General features: G+C 66.2%; 13 protein-coding genes and 1 pseudogene. 10 read left to right on the plus strand and 4 right to left on the minus strand.

All coding sequences use genetic code 11. The features are described 5' to 3' along the window. The first annotated feature begins 374 nt into the window (after nt 1-374). The 4 genes from A6R01_RS16470 to istB all read left to right on the plus strand — a co-directional run bounded on the left by A6R01_RS16470 (nt 375) and on the right by istB (nt 4,251). Nucleotides 375-1,136 carry a DnaB-like helicase C-terminal domain-containing protein gene (locus A6R01_RS16470; RefSeq protein ID WP_292608235.1) on the plus strand — a complete coding sequence of 254 codons (762 nt, stop codon included), beginning with the start codon at nt 375-377 and terminating at the stop codon, nt 1,134-1,136. Continuing rightward, nucleotides 1,133-1,804 (plus strand): hypothetical protein, encoded by a 672-nt coding sequence (locus tag A6R01_RS16475; RefSeq protein WP_292608200.1) that lies wholly within the window; start codon nt 1,133-1,135, stop codon nt 1,802-1,804. The genes A6R01_RS16470 and A6R01_RS16475 overlap by 4 nt, the downstream gene beginning before the upstream one ends. Before the next feature lie 204 nt (nt 1,805-2,008). After that, nucleotides 2,009-3,427, plus strand: coding sequence for an IS21 family transposase (gene istA / locus A6R01_RS16480; RefSeq protein ID WP_292608202.1), 1,419 nt, complete (start codon nt 2,009-2,011; stop codon nt 3,425-3,427). After that, complete coding sequence (gene istB / locus A6R01_RS16485; protein WP_292608205.1) at nt 3,424-4,251, plus strand: IS21-like element helper ATPase IstB; 828 nt, start codon at nt 3,424-3,426, stop codon at nt 4,249-4,251. Before istA ends, istB begins: the two co-directional genes overlap by 4 nt. Nucleotides 4,252-4,683: 432 nt before the next feature. On the opposite strand, the gene A6R01_RS16490 is transcribed toward istB, so the two are convergent. The 3 genes from A6R01_RS16490 to A6R01_RS16500 form a co-directional block, all read right to left on the minus strand. After that, nucleotides 4,684-5,430 carry a hypothetical protein gene (locus A6R01_RS16490; protein WP_292608208.1) on the minus strand — a complete coding sequence of 249 codons (747 nt, stop codon included), beginning with the start codon at nt 5,428-5,430 and terminating at the stop codon, nt 4,684-4,686. Between the two features lie 112 nt (nt 5,431-5,542). Beyond that, nucleotides 5,543-6,742, minus strand: a complete 1,200-nt coding sequence (locus A6R01_RS16495) for a protein kinase family protein (protein WP_292608211.1) — start codon at nt 6,740-6,742, stop codon at nt 5,543-5,545. 271 nt (nt 6,743-7,013) lie between these two features. Next, the gene (locus tag A6R01_RS16500) at nt 7,014-7,232 is read right to left on the minus strand and encodes a hypothetical protein (protein ID WP_292608213.1); all 219 of its coding nucleotides are present in this window, start codon (nt 7,230-7,232) and stop codon (nt 7,014-7,016) included. Between the two features lie 140 nt (nt 7,233-7,372). Between A6R01_RS16500 and A6R01_RS16505 the strand changes: the two genes are divergently transcribed. From A6R01_RS16505 to A6R01_RS16530, 6 genes and pseudogenes are all read left to right on the plus strand, one after another. Then, on the plus strand, nt 7,373-8,155 hold the full coding sequence (locus A6R01_RS16505; RefSeq protein ID WP_292608216.1) for an aminoglycoside phosphotransferase family protein: 783 nt from the start codon (nt 7,373-7,375) through the stop codon (nt 8,153-8,155). A 120-nt stretch (nt 8,156-8,275) separates the two neighbouring features. Continuing rightward, on the plus strand, nt 8,276-9,130 hold the full coding sequence (locus A6R01_RS16510) for a phosphotransferase (protein ID WP_292608219.1): 855 nt from the start codon (nt 8,276-8,278) through the stop codon (nt 9,128-9,130). A gap of 475 nt (nt 9,131-9,605) precedes the next feature. Further along, nucleotides 9,606-10,259 carry an SAM-dependent DNA methyltransferase gene (locus A6R01_RS16515; RefSeq protein ID WP_292608222.1) on the plus strand — a complete coding sequence of 218 codons (654 nt, stop codon included), beginning with the start codon at nt 9,606-9,608 and terminating at the stop codon, nt 10,257-10,259. After that, on the plus strand, nt 10,252-12,222 hold the full coding sequence (locus A6R01_RS16520; RefSeq protein WP_292608226.1) for a DEAD/DEAH box helicase family protein: 1,971 nt from the start codon (nt 10,252-10,254) through the stop codon (nt 12,220-12,222). Before A6R01_RS16515 ends, A6R01_RS16520 begins: the two co-directional genes overlap by 8 nt. 5 nt (nt 12,223-12,227) lie before the next feature. Continuing rightward, entirely contained in the window at nt 12,228-12,509 is a 282-nt protein-coding gene (locus tag A6R01_RS16525) for a hypothetical protein (RefSeq protein ID WP_292608229.1), read from the plus strand. Between the two features lie 498 nt (nt 12,510-13,007). Then, nucleotides 13,008-13,253: pseudogene (locus A6R01_RS16530) on the plus strand (transposase); the annotation flags it as partial. A gap of 44 nt (nt 13,254-13,297) precedes the next feature. Here A6R01_RS16530 and A6R01_RS16535 read toward each other — a convergent pair. Then, the coding region (locus A6R01_RS16535) for a transposase (protein ID WP_292608231.1) at nt 13,298-13,971 on the minus strand (674 nt) is incomplete at its 5' end.

Genomic DNA, 13,971 nt, shown 5'->3' on the forward strand with positions numbered 1-13,971 from the left:
GTGAGAGATCACTCGAAGGATCTACCTGGTGGCCGCGCCTACGTTGCAGGCACGCGCTCACTTAGGTCCGTCGTACACCACTTTGCTGGACTCCACTCGGGGCACGGAGCGCTTGAGTCGGGCCGGTGACCACGGGTCAGGCGCCCGATCACCCACCAACCGCAACCGACGCACACCGTGGCCGGCGATGGTCAGGCTCCCTTTGATGGGGTCTGCACTGTCGGTCGTGATCGCTACGGTCGTCCCGAGGTTCGAAGGGGATGAGAATGGCCGCTGGTACAGGAGCGCCCGGGCTGACCAGTTCGGCACACAACGCTGCGATCGGTGCGGCTGGCGATGGACTGACCCGAGTCATCGACGAGGCGCTCAACGGCATGGCCTGTGCGCCCGATGCTCTCCCGACCGGCTTTGGTGACCTAGACGAGACACTGGGTGGAGGCCTTCGGCGAGGGCAACTGACGGTAGTCGCAGGTTTGCCAGGAGTAGGCACCTCCGTCCTGGCTCTCGGGCTCGCCCGCGCCGCGGCCCTTCGGCACGGCCTGCCAACGCTCTTCATGGCGCCCGACTCGTCGCAGCGCGAGATCCTCTGTCGCGTTGTCGCCGCCGAGGCGGCGGTTCCAGTCAGCCACGTCCGCGCTGGCAGGGTCGCCGCAGGGGATACAGAGAAGCTCCGACGTTTCCAATCACGGGTTCACGAAGCGCCATTGATCCTCAGCGCCGGCTGGCTTGCACCCGCCCCGGTACCGCTCGACGAGGCCGTCGGCGATTACGCCCGGACGGTGGGAGTGGCGGTCGTGGACGCAACGCCCGACGATGCTGACGTCGTCCGCAGCCTGAAGATCGTGGCTCAACGTTTCGACATCGTCCTCGTCGTCACTGTCAAGACAGGCCTTGTCCATCCACCTCTCGACCGCACCGTACGGCCCCGCCTGGCCGACCTCCGAGGCCCCGCCAATCTGGCCGAACTCGCCGACCTCGTCATCGCCCTCCATCGCGACGACATGTTCGACCCGAGGTCGAAGCGTCCAGGTGAGGCTGACCTGGAGATCCTCAAGCACCGATACGGCCCCACCCGCGAGCTGCCACCCGTCGCATTCCAAGGTCACTACGCTCGATTTGTGGAGATACGCACATGAGTAACGAGGAAGACCAGTTGCATGCCTACGTGCTTGCGACGATTGGCGACCAGATCCCCGCCTGGCCCGGCGGATGGCCGGACGAGATCGACGCGGCGCTCATCGACGCCGTCTTCTCTGTGCGTGCCCACTACGGCAGCCGAGAAGCTGGAAGAGAATCCGGCGTGTACGGCGCAGTCCAGCGCTGGCGCCGACAGCGTGAGGCAGCCAACGACCTGCGCGTCCTGACCGGGACGACCGTCGAAGAACTTCGGGCAATCACGAACAGCGGGAAGATCCGCGGTCGCTACAAGGCTGAGGTGGTCAGGGATGCCGCCGCGGCTCTCGTGCACGCCAAGATCGTGACCGCCGCGGATCTCCAGACTCGTGAACCGGCCGCGAGAGCCGCGTACCTGTCGGTGTCCGGCTGCGGACCCGTGACGTGGCGGTACCTGCGGATGCTCGTCGGGTCAGATGACGTGAAGCCGGACACCTGGGTGATGCGCTTCGTTCGGGACAAGCTCCCGGAGATCGCCGACCCCGACGATGCCGCCGCCCTGATCACCGCGGTGGCCGGAAGGATGGGTGTTGACGTCCGAAATCTTGACCACGCAATCTGGCGTTACCGCCGCGCGAATCCAGGCGCCCCTATGGCCGCACCTGCGCCCCCCAATGGGCAGTCGGCCTAGAGCCGACACTGGGCGGGGGTCGGCCTTCCGGCGTGATAGCTCGACGCCGTTCGCGCCGTCACGTGGAGGGCAGCTACCTCCCCGCCTTAGCCGCCGCTCCCGCCACCAACCGCTGCGCTGGGAGCAACCTTTGATGGCGCTCAGGTGAATCTCCCCAGTTCTGCTCACTGAAATTCCCCACCCCGTGGCACCCACCGGAAGCGGGTGGGGCTCCTTCGAAGATGGCGGTCTCTGACCACACGCCGTCTATCGAAGGAGCCCTCGCTTCCCATGCTGACACGGGAGGAAGACATCGACGCTCACGCGTTGCGCCGGCAGGGCTGGACGATCTCCGCGATCGCCAGACACCTGAACCGGGACCGCAAGACCATCCGCGCCTACCTCAACGACGAGCGAGTCGCCGGCGTCAGGAAGCCCGCCGACGACGACCCGTTCGAGCCGTTCGTCGACTATGTCCGCGAACGGCTTCGTGAGGATCCGCACATGTGGGCGGTGACCTTGTTCGACGAGGTCACCAACCTGGGCTACGACCGGTCGTATCCGACGTTCACCCGCCAGATCCGCACTCGGGGGCTGCGGCCGCACTGCGAGCCGTGCTCGGCAACGAAGGGCCGGGCGAACGTGCCGATCGATCACCCGCCGGGCGAGGAGACCCAGTGGGACTGGGTCGAGCTTCCCGACCCACCCGCGTCGTGGGGCTGGGGCAAGAACGCGCACTTGCTGGTCGGTGCGCTCGCGCACTCCAGCCGGTGGCGCGGCACCCTCGCTGCGGCTGAGGACCAGGCGCAGCTGATCGACGCCCTGGACAAGACCACCCGCAAGCTGGGCGGGTTGACGAAGAAGTGGCGCTTCGACCGGATGACCACGGTGTGCCATCCCGACTCGGGGAAGGTGACCGCGACGTTCGCTGCGGTCGCCAAGCACTACGGCGTCCAGGTCGCGATCTGCCCGCCGCGGCGCGGGAACCGTAAGGGCGTGGTGGAGAAGTCCAACCACACCGCCGCGCAACGCTGGTGGCGCACCCTGCCCGACGACGTCACGGTCGAGGAAGCCCAAGCCTCCCTGGACAAGTGGTGCGCCCAGCGTGGCGACGCGCGGCTGCGTCCCGCCGGCGTGGACGGCAGGGCCAGCGTGCTCACCGTCGCCGAAGCCGAGCCGTTGGCACCGGTTCCGGCCACGCCGTTCCCCGCGACCCTCAGCGAAGACCGGACCGTGTCCGCCCAGGCGCTGGTCGCCTGGCGGGGGAACTTCTACTCCGTCCCACCCGAGCTGGCCCGCGCTCAGGTGAGCGTGTCCCAGCGGCTCGGCGACCCGCACGTCGACATCGCCACCAGTAGCGGGATCGTGATCGCTCGCCACGAGCTCGCGCCCGACGGCGCCGGGGCGATGGTCCGCGACCACGGCCACGTCATCGCCCTCGAGCAACTCGTCCTGGCCGGCCACGACACCAGCCGTCCGCACCGCCGCAAGGAACGCATCCCACCCGGACCCGCCGCCCGCGCGGCCGCCGAGCAGCTGCGTGCCCGCCAACAACCTGACCGCGTTACCGCCGCCAGCGATGACGTGGTGATCGACCTGTCCAAGTACGACCGAGCAGCAACCGGAAGGAACACCCTCACATGACCGACTCCCTGACCGTGCCGATGACGGGGACGCAGGCCAGCCTTTACCAGCAACTGCGCGGCCACCTCGCCGCGTTGAAGCTGTCCGCGGCGGCCGAGCACCTCCCGTCCGTGCTCGCGACCGCTGACGCCGAAGCGTGGTCGACGACCGCGACGCTGGAGCACCTGTTGGCGCGTGAGGTCGAAGCGACCGAAGCCCGCAAGCTCGCCGGCCGTCTGCGGTTCGCCTCGTTGCCGACACCGGCCACGTTGGCCGACTTCGACTTCGACGCCGCGCCGGGCGTCGACCGCAAGCTGATCGACGAGCTCGCCACATGCCGCTACCTCGACACCGCCACCAACGTGCTCCTCATCGGGCCGCCCGGCGTCGGGAAGACACACCTCGCAGTCGGCCTCGGCCGAGCCGCAGCCGAAGCCGGCTACCGCACCTACTTCACCACCGCCGCCGACCTCGCCGCCCGCTGCCACCGCGCCGCGATCGAAGGACGCTGGGCCACCACCATGCGGTTCTTCGCCGGCCCCACGCTGCTGGTCATCGACGAGCTCGGCTACCTCCCGCTGCCCGGCGAAGCCGCCTCCGCGCTGTTCCAGGTCGTCTCCCAGCGCTACCTGAAGACCAGCATCGTGCTGACCACCAACCGCGGCGTCGCGTCCTGGGGCGAGGTCCTCGGCGACACCACCGTCGCCGCCGCCATGCTCGACCGCCTGCTGCACCGCTCCGTGGTGCTCAACCTCGACGGCGACTCCTACCGCCTACGCGACCACCACGCCAAGAACGAAGCACTCCGTCACGCTGCGACCGGCACCCGCCGACCGCTACAGTGACACCCGCCCAGGGTGGGGAACTTCGATGAGCATCACTGGGGAATTTCGGCGAGCGCCATCACCTTCACGGTCCATCCCAGAGTTCGCGGTGGAGGGCTTCCGTACAGGATCCGCAAAGCACTCGCCTGGCGTGACCCTGCGGAGGGAGCACCGCCCCTCACCTTGGCTCCTTAGCCTTCGCCGGCCGCACGGCTGACGGCGATGCGCTGGTAGGGGCCGCGGTAGCCATGGTCGAGGGCGACGTCGACTAAGCACGCCCACGCGGCGCGGTGGGACTGGATACCCCGATTCGGCGAGGAAGACTCGCACCTGCGCTTCGATCTTGGAGTCGGCCCGGCTGCGAGTCGGCACGACCTCCCCGAAGGTTCGTCCGGTGCCCGGGTCCACTGGCTGGTCGGAGGTTCCCTCAATCACGGTGGTGTCCGGCATGGGTCACTCTTCGTCCGCCGATGCACCCCGGGCCGCACGCTCACGCCAGTGGGCCAGGACGTCATCGCTGAGGGGTGCCGACTTCATGCCCTGGATAACTCGGCCCTCGTTGATGCGGGTGGCGACCTCCCGAAGCTTCTCGGCATTGCTGGCCCGCCAGCCGTGCCCGATGGCATGGGTGTGCAAGGCGCTCGGGTCGAGGGCATAGCCAGCATCGCACAGAATAGTGAGGCCCTTCGCCATGGCCGCCCGGTAGCGCTGATCGGCTGTCTTGTGCTGCCCAACGAGGATGCCGAGCCCATCAACCGCCTCGGCCACCACGGGATCAAGGGGCCGCGTCGGACTGATGTCGGGGCGGGGACCACCAAGGGGCTCCGCGCCTTTGGCCTGCGCCCATTCCAACGTGTGCCGCGGACTCCACGTGACCGCCACCAGCGCCCGAGTCGAGCCGCTCTCATCGGCCTCGAGGAGGTGCTTCTCGTCCGGCCAGAGGGCGACGACCACGCCGCTGGCCGGGCCGAAGTCCCTCCATGTCGTGACGCGGACACCGCGCTGAATGAGGGCGTGCACAGCCGGGTGGTCGTGAGCCACGTGCTGGAGGTTCTGCTTGCCCGGCGCGTACAGCGACACCGCCGAGCCGAGCGCCTCGGCCTGCTCCAGCGCCCACTTCACACCCAACGTGCTGGCGGCCTTGTGTGGAATCCCGGGCACTGCGTAGGCCCGTGGGAAGTCTCGGTCGTGATCGAACATCGTGGCCCTCCGCCCGGCGAGCAGGCCTGGCCCTGCCCTCGGTTTCGAAGGTAGTTGGCGCCACCGACAGAACCGCGAGGCCCAAGCTCGACGCTCGCCATCCCGAATGGTCCTACGCGGTCGCCTGAACCGGCGGTGCCTCCAGCCTCTCCACCTCCGCGATGAGTTCAGTGACAGCCCGGTAGCGCTGGTCGAGGTCATTGACTGCGCACTTGTGGATGATGCGCCCCACCTCGTCAGTGGCCGGCGGGAGGGACTCCCGGCCCTTGAAGATGTAGGCGAGGACGTGGCCGATCGCGTACATCTCGTTGACGACCGCGTAGTCCTTGAAGCTGCCGAGCATGGGGTCGCGGACCGTTCCCTTCATCTCTGTCTGGGTCCGCGTGAACTCGCTCGCCTGGTCCTTCACCAGGCCGAAGTCCGAGAGCTTGACCAACACCGCGCCAGATCCGAAGACCTTCAGCAGAATGTTCTGCAGGCTGATGTCGCGGTGGAGCAGCTTCTGGTGGTGCAGGTAGTTGATGCCGTAGAGGAACTGGAGCGCGATGCGCTTCCGCGCGGCGAAGGAGATCGTGGCGTTCTTCTTCGCGATGTAGTCGCGCAGCGTGGTGTCGCAGTACTCCATGCGGTACTCATTGCGGGCCTCGTCGTAGCGGTACACCTCCACTACGTAGGGGAAGCTCAGCTTGTTGAGGACCTCAAACTCCTGCTTGAAACGTCCGAGGTCTCGCTCGTCGAGGTCCTTCTTCGCTCGCTTGACGGCGAACTTGATGCCGTAGTCGGGGTCCACGTAGGAGTACACGTGGGCGTAGGACCCGCTGCCCACCATCTTCAACTCGAGGGTCTCCTGGTGCTTCGCCAACTTCACGCTCCTGGCCACGTGGGTGAGCACGGGCTCGTAGGCGATGACCTCGATGGGCTCGAAGTCCTCCGGCACGGCACTGCCCCCGCTTGGTGACAGCCACGGCCGACAGCGCTCCAGCGCGTCCTGGTAGGAGTCGGCCAGCTCGACCTCCACGCCTGCCCGCCTCAGGGTGTGGAGGTCGGCCTCGATCTCCTGAATGAGAGAGAGGAGGTTCCTGCTGTTGTCGGCCCAGTAGTGGCGGGTGGTCTCCGCTCTGCCGTTTATGTCGGTGAAGTGCTCGTTCAGCCGCTTGTGGAGGACTGCGAACATGTGACCCCACTCGGGATCGTCGTAGAGGCGGTCGAAGGCCCTGGAGGAGGGCACCGCCTCGTACTTCTCCCGGAGATCGGCCAACATGAAGTCCACCGGATTGGCCATCCCGTCCTCCTTTCTCTCGAGCCGTTTCATCCCATCACACCCCAACCGCACCCTTCTCCCTCGTGGCCGGCGCGGCCTTCGCAGACCGTCGATTCCGTGTGAACCAACCCGGGACACGCCAGAGTCTCCGGACTCGCCGGGGCGGTCCAATCCGTGTCACTTCGTCAAGGCTCCCTGAGGGAGCCTCGGCAACGCGACAGCTGGCTGAAGAACACCCGACGGGCGTTCCTAGGGTGCTGTTGGACTCAGTCCGCAGGGCATGCGCCGGCCTCGCGTCGAGATGACGATGCTGTTCTCGGCGTCAGCCGGAGCTGAGCGTGTCCGCGGCGGCCGCGTCGATGACGCCGTGGACCGCGGCCCGGATCCGCGTCGCCGCGTGGTCGGGGTCGGGCTGGCCGGAGTCGAGCCAGGCGATGACGGCCTCGGTGGTGAGGGTGGGATGAGCCGGCCGGCCAGTCAGCCAGGGGCCACGGTCGGCGCGGTTGATCGGGCGGTCGGCGCTCGGCAGGTAGAGACCCACGTGCGATGCGTCGGCGTCCGGCCTGACCGTCCGGCGCACCTCCTCGCCCAGCCGCGTTGGAGTTCCGCGCGCTGGCGAGATCCGGACGGTCTTGCGAAATTCGTTGGTGTCTAAGTCGGTGCTCCTGCGAGGGTGCAAGCATGGCGAACGACGAGGCACGGAGCCGAGCGGCAGAAGTGAACGAGCAGTTCCGCCCGATCGAGTTGACGGCTGAGACGGTCACTCGTCCGGCGGGGTCGCACACCCCGACCGTGCACTCGTTCCTCCGGCACCTTCGTGCGAAGGGTTTGGACTGCGTTCCCGAGCCCGTGTCGCTGGACGGCGAGACTGAGACGCTTCGCTTCATCGAGGGCGAGAGCGGCGGTGACGGGTGGAAGCACCAGCACGACGAGCAGGGATTGCGATCGGCGGCGCGCCTCCTGCGGCGTATCCACGACGCTTCCGCTGACTGGGTCCCACCCGACGACGCCGTCTTCGCCGCACCGGCGGCGGAGGGCGGCGACGTCTTCGTCAACGGCGACCCCGGGCCCTGGAACTTCGTCTGGCGGGGCGGAGAGGCCGTCGCGCTCATCGACTGGGATTTCCTACACCGCGCGCCCAGACTCAGCGACGTGGCGTACGCCCTCCGGTGGTTCGCCCCGGTCCGGGACGACCAGGCAGCCCTTGAGTGGCATCACTTCCCGGAGGTCCCCGATCGGCGAGCTCGCATCGAGGCCTTCCTCGACGCGTACGGGATCGCGGCCGACTTCGATGTCGCCGACGCCGTCGTCCAACGCATCCGCTACTCCAACGAGCACGTCCGGTTCCTCGCCGCCCAAGGGCAGGAGCCTCAGAAGACTTGGGTCGCCGAGGGCAACGTCGAGGAGGAGGAACTTGCCGAGATCGCGTGGATCGAGGAGAACAGGACGCTGTTCTCCCGTTGATGGCCTACGGACGTCTACCCACGTGGAACGCGGTTCACGAGTGGTCGCCAGCGATGAAGCTTCCTGGTAGCCGCGACGAGTGCGTCCGCCCGATGAGCGGACACATGTCAGGATGCGCTCGTGGAGGCAGCGCTCGTGGCGCGCGGAGCGGCAGCGGCATCGTCCCTCGCCGTCGACCTTGATCTGCGTGTGGAAGACGTGGTCGTTCTCCAGAACTCCAACACCCTCGCGCTCCGCCTCTTGCCATGCGACGTTGTCGCACGAACTGCCGTCGCCGGACAGGAAGTGGCGGCGTTCGAGGTGTCGGTCGCGCGGAACCTGGGCGCCTGCTCGGCTCCTATCGCGTCGCTCGACCCTCGGGTGGAACCGCGGGTGTACGAACGTGATGACTTTGCTGTCACCTTCTGGAGCTACTACGACTCCGTGACGGGCATGGCGTCGCCGTCCGAGTACGCCGACGCTCTGCATCGCCTACATGCGGCGATGCGCAGCATTGAGGTCGATGCACCGCACTTCACGGAGCGAATCGCGGCCGCTGAGGGTCTCGTAGCGGATCGACACGAGACGCCTGGGCTTGTCGATGCTGACAGAACTCTTCTCCTCGATGCGCTGCGCGACGGGCGGAAAGCGCTGTGCAGCCGCGTGACCGCGGACCAGTTGCTGCACGGTGAGCCGCATCCCGGCAACCTACTTGTCACTCGAGACGGCCTTCTCTTCATCGACCTCGAGACCTGCTGCCTAGGTCCCATCGAGTTCGACGTCGCCCATGCGCCAGTGGAAGTCAGCGCGCTGTATCCCGGTGTCGATCAAATCTTGCTCCAGGAGTCTCGTCGCCTCGTTCTGGCGATGGTCGCGGCTTGGCGTTGGGATGTGCGAGATGAGTTTCCGGATGGCCACCGACATGGACTCAAGATTCTGGAACTGCTTCGCAACGGGCCTCCCTGGCCCGCGTTGGGTGCGCTCTCAACGGATTAGCGAGACGACCCTCTATGCCGCGATCCGGTCGCTCGACGACCCGCGCCTTACCGCGAGTGCACCGCAGACCGTGGCCCCCGACGGCGTCGACCCGACTTTGATCGGGTGCGTCGAGGACGGCCGTTTCCTCAAGGTTCCCCTCGTCGGGTTCGCCAATCTCTGCTGCATCTCCACACGAATTGTCGAGATGCAGGGAACTTTGACTTTGCCTACGTATTGTTTAACAACTCGAGTTATGTCAGGCGCGATCCGTGTGGGAGGGCCCTTGATCGGGCGGCGCAGGGAGTCGAGTGACCTTGACTGAGAGGTTCCGGGCATCTGATGCCACACCGCGCCGGAGCGCGAGCTTGTCGGTCCAGCCCGATAGATTCGGGAGGAAGGATCGGATCGCGGAACGTGGAGTGCATGTGGCATCACAGCTGGATGGCCGGTTCGCCGCCGCGCTCGGTGCGTTGGCTGAGCGCGGGAGACGCTCGTGACCGTCACGGAACCGACCCTCGAGGAGCAGGCCGTGAGGTCGCGGCACCGTGTGAAGACGTACGGCGAGGTCTTCACGCCGCGTCACATGGTCGACCAGATGCTAGATCTGGTTGGGGACGACCTGGAGACCAGCCCGGACTTCGTCGACAGGACATTCCTCGAGCCGGCGGCAGGCCACGGCAACTTCCTCGTCGCGATCCTCCGACGCAAGCTCCTCGCCATTGAGAAGCGGTATCCAGCCGAGGCATGGGCGGCAGAGTCGCTCTTCGCGCTCGCCTCGATCTACGGGATTGAGCTCCTCGAGGACAACCACCAGGATGCCAAGGCGGTCATGCTCGCGGAGTTCCACGGCTTCCACCAGGCCCACGGCACTCCTTGCGGTCCGGACACCGACCTCCACCGGGCGGCAACGTTCCTGATCGAGACGAACATCGTGCGAGGCGACACCCTGACTGGCAAGACGCCCACGGGGGACGACATCCAGTTCTCCTGGTGGCACAGGATCGACGGAAAGCCCGGCGAGGTGCGACGTGATCCCTTTACGCTCGCCTCGCTACGTGACGACGCCGGCTTCGACTTCACCGCCTACGACAGCTACGGCGAATGCAGGATCGAGAAGGTCCACGAACAAGAGAAAGCCGATGCCTAGCCCGAAGATCAGCACCTACCGCGAGATCGTCCCGCTCATCTACTCGTGGCGAACTCCGGACGTCCCCAAGTACGACGGCTGGGAGAAGATCGGCTACACCGAGCAGGAAAGCGCCGACAAGCGCATCGCCCAGCAGGCCAGCCAGATGTCCATCACGAAGGAGAAGGTCTGGGCTCGCCGGGCCGTCTTCACGTCGGAGGCTGGTGGACGCTTCACCGACCGGGACTTCCATGACTTCCTGAAGCAGCAGGGCGTGAAGCGCGAGACCACGCCCGTGCGTACGGAGTGGCACCACCTTGCGGCTGCGCCGAAGAGCTCCCTGCAGTACTTCAACGACTTCGCCGGGCAGGACTTCAGCGACCTCCAGGCCGACGGAGTGGACGACTACGTCCTGCGCCCTGAGCAGCAGGCCGCCGTCGCTCAGGCGGTCACCGCATTCGAGGACGGCGCTGAGGAGGTGCTGTGGAATGCTAAGCCGCGGTTCGGCAAGACGCTGACCACCTACGACCTGATGCGCACACTGGACGTCCAGAAGGTCCTGATCGTCACCAACCGTCCGGCGATCGCGAACTCCTGGTACGACGACTTCACGCGCTTCATCGGCCACCGGACGACCTTCAAGTTCGTCTCCGAGTCGCCGTCACTGGAGACACGCTCTCCACTGACCCGCGAGCAGTGGCGTGCCTTCTCGCTCGAGCACGAAGACCAGGACCCGCGCATCGTCGAGTTCGTCTCGTTGCAGGACCTCAAGGGTTCGCAGTACTTCGGCGGCAGCTACCCCAAGCTCAAGCACATCGCAGACTTTGCCTGGGACCTGCTGGTGATCGACGAGGCCCACGAGGGCATCGACACCACCAAGACCGACGTCGCATTCGACCAGATCAAACGGACCAGGACGCTGCACCTGTCCGGCACGCCGTTCAAGGCGCTGGCCTCCGGCAAGTTCGGCAAGCACCAGATCTTCAACTGGACGTACGAGGACGAGCAGACCGCCCGTCAGCAATGGACCGACGCCGCCCAGGAGAACCCGTACGAAGAGTTGCCGACGCTCAACCTGTTGACCTACCAGATCTCGCGGATGATCACCGATCGCCTGGCTCTGGGGGTCGCGGTAGAGGAGGACGAGGCCAACATCGACTTCACCTTCGACCTCAACGAGTTCTTCGCGACCAAGGACAACGGGTACTTCGAGCACGAGGCCGAGGTCAAGAAGTTCCTCGATTGCCTAACGACCAACGAGAAGTACCCGTTCTCCACTGCCGAACTGCGCGACGAGATCCGGCACTCGTTCTGGCTGCTCAACCGGGTCGCTTCCGCGAAGGCACTGCAGAGGCTCCTCAAGAACCACGACGTCTTCAAGGACTACACGGTCGTCTTGGCAGCCGGCGACGGACGGTCCAACGACGACTCCGATTTGGTGGCGGTCGGCAAGGCGCTCGACAAGGTCGGCAACGCCATCGGCGACGCCGCCACCAGCACCTGGAATGCCACCACCAATGCCGTCAGCAGCGCCTGGGACTGGACCGTCGACAACTCCGGCACCCTCAGCGCCATCACTGGCGGCGCCGCCATCGTCTCCTACGCCCTCTGTGGACCCACCGCCGGCATCGGATGCACAGTCGGCGGTGCCCTGAGCTTGACCAGTGCCGGTCTCGCCGGGCTCAACGCCGCGAACACCTGCTTCTACAAGTCCGGTGCAACCGGAGCTGACTGCGCGCTCAGTGCTGTCGACCTCGGGCTGTCAGTTGTTGGTGTCAGAATCCCAAGCAAGTTGGTCTTTAGCGGTAAGCACGTCTCGAAGTACCGCAAGGACCTTAGTGAGGGCGGCTGGAATATGACCTTCGGTATTGGGTCCTGCGCCGTCAGCGAAGCCGCCTACGCCGCCACAGGGGCAGTCGCCACGGTCAACAGCACTGGATGCTTCACTTCTTTGGCCAACCCCACCTTTGCCGGCAGCAAGTAGCGAGCATGCTCGAGCAGGGACTACGGCTAGTTGCCGGATCGACGATGGTGTTTGCCATCCTGGGGTTGGTTGAATTCATTGATGGCACCAAGATGCGTCACCTCTTCGACCTTGGGTGGGCCTACCGATTCCCGTCAGAGAACTACTCCCCGAAGTGGCGCAGGTTGGACAATCGCGGCTTGAAAGTGGTCGGCTACCGCCTCCTTATGTGGGCCGCTCTATTGGGCATGCTGATCGGCGCCATCATGGCTTTGATTGCACTGCTCGATAGGGCCATCGGCTCGTGACTCCCCGAGTCGGCTCCAAGCTGCCCGATGCCGCCCGGATCAACCAGCCATCACCGCAGGCCCTCATACAGAACGTGTGGCGAGATGTGTCTCAGACCGCGTCTTCGTCCACACCGTTCCCCGGTGAACGCCGAACTGCTCCGCCAGTGTGGTCACGCTCACGCCCTCTGCGCGGGCAGTTCGTATAGCGTCCACTTCGGACTCAGTGAGTCGTGTTCGAGGTCGTTTCTTTGGTTCCACCGACGCCCCGATCAGGGCGTCGTCAGCGTCACCCTCCACGTCGGCATCGTCGCGACACCCTTGATTCCACGCGGAAACAAGCCTCTCGACCCGTGGTCGCCTGTTCCCGCAACGCTCCATTGCGTCCGCCCACGGCTCGGGGAGGATTGGGTCGAGTACGTCAGCCAGCTCGGCTACGACCCGAAGCTGGGGCCTGACCCCGGTTCTTGGACACGCTGAATCCAGCACCTGCTGGGGAAGCGAGATGATCCAAGAACCATGGCCAGGAAGAACTACTCCGAGGAGTTCCGTCGTCAGGCCGTTGACTTGTACGAGTCCACCCCGGGCGCCACGGTCCGCGGCATCGCCGAGGACCTCGGCATCGTGCGCGGGACGCTGCGGCATTGGCTCGAGGTCTACGGGACCGGCAAGAAGACCGCCGCGGACGGGACGTTGACCTCCAACCCCCTACAGTCCAAGAAGTCACCGGCGAGCTCGTCCGCACCGGCCGGCGAGACACCGGAGACAGAGCCCCGCGGGGTGGTGGGCTTTGAGGTGATCCTCGGTGCCTACGCGTCGCTGCCGTCGATAGCAGCGACGGTCTCAGTATTGCTGGTGTCGTAGAGCTTGGCCATCGACCCTTCGGACAGGTAGCGGCGGTCGCCGGCGATCCATTCGTCGTGCATGTCGATGAGCACCGCGCCGACCAGCCGGATCACGGCTGCTGCGTTGGGGAAGATGCCCACGACCCGGGAGCGGCGCTTGATCTCCTTGTTGACCCGCTCGAGCGGGTTGGTGGACCAGATCTTGCGCCAGTGCTCGCGCGGGAAGCCGGTGAACGCGAGCACCTCTGCCTTCGAGGCGTCCATCAGCGGTCCGAGTTTGGGGAACCGGGCGGCGAGTTCGTCGCGGGTCTTGTCCCACGCCGCGTGGACGTCCTCAGGGGTGGGTTGGGCGAAGATCATCCGGAACGCCGCGGCCACGTAGTCGGCCTGGCCCTTGGGCACGTGCGCGAGCAGGTTGCGGGCGAAGTGGACCCGGCAGCGCTGGTGCGCGACACCCTGGAACGCCCTGCTCAACGCCTTGACGAGCCCTGAGTGCTGGTCGCTGATGACCAGTCGCACCCCGGCCAGTCCACGCTGCTTGAGCCCTGATCCACCGGCTGCGTCGGGCTCTGTGAGCGTGGCGTAGAACGAGGTGCCCTCCTGAGCAGGGAAGATGTCGATTGCGACGTCGTCACCCA

Source organism: Nocardioides sp. REDSEA-S30_B4, from assembly GCF_001627265.1.
Lineage (GTDB): Bacteria > Actinomycetota > Actinomycetes > Propionibacteriales > Nocardioidaceae > Nocardioides.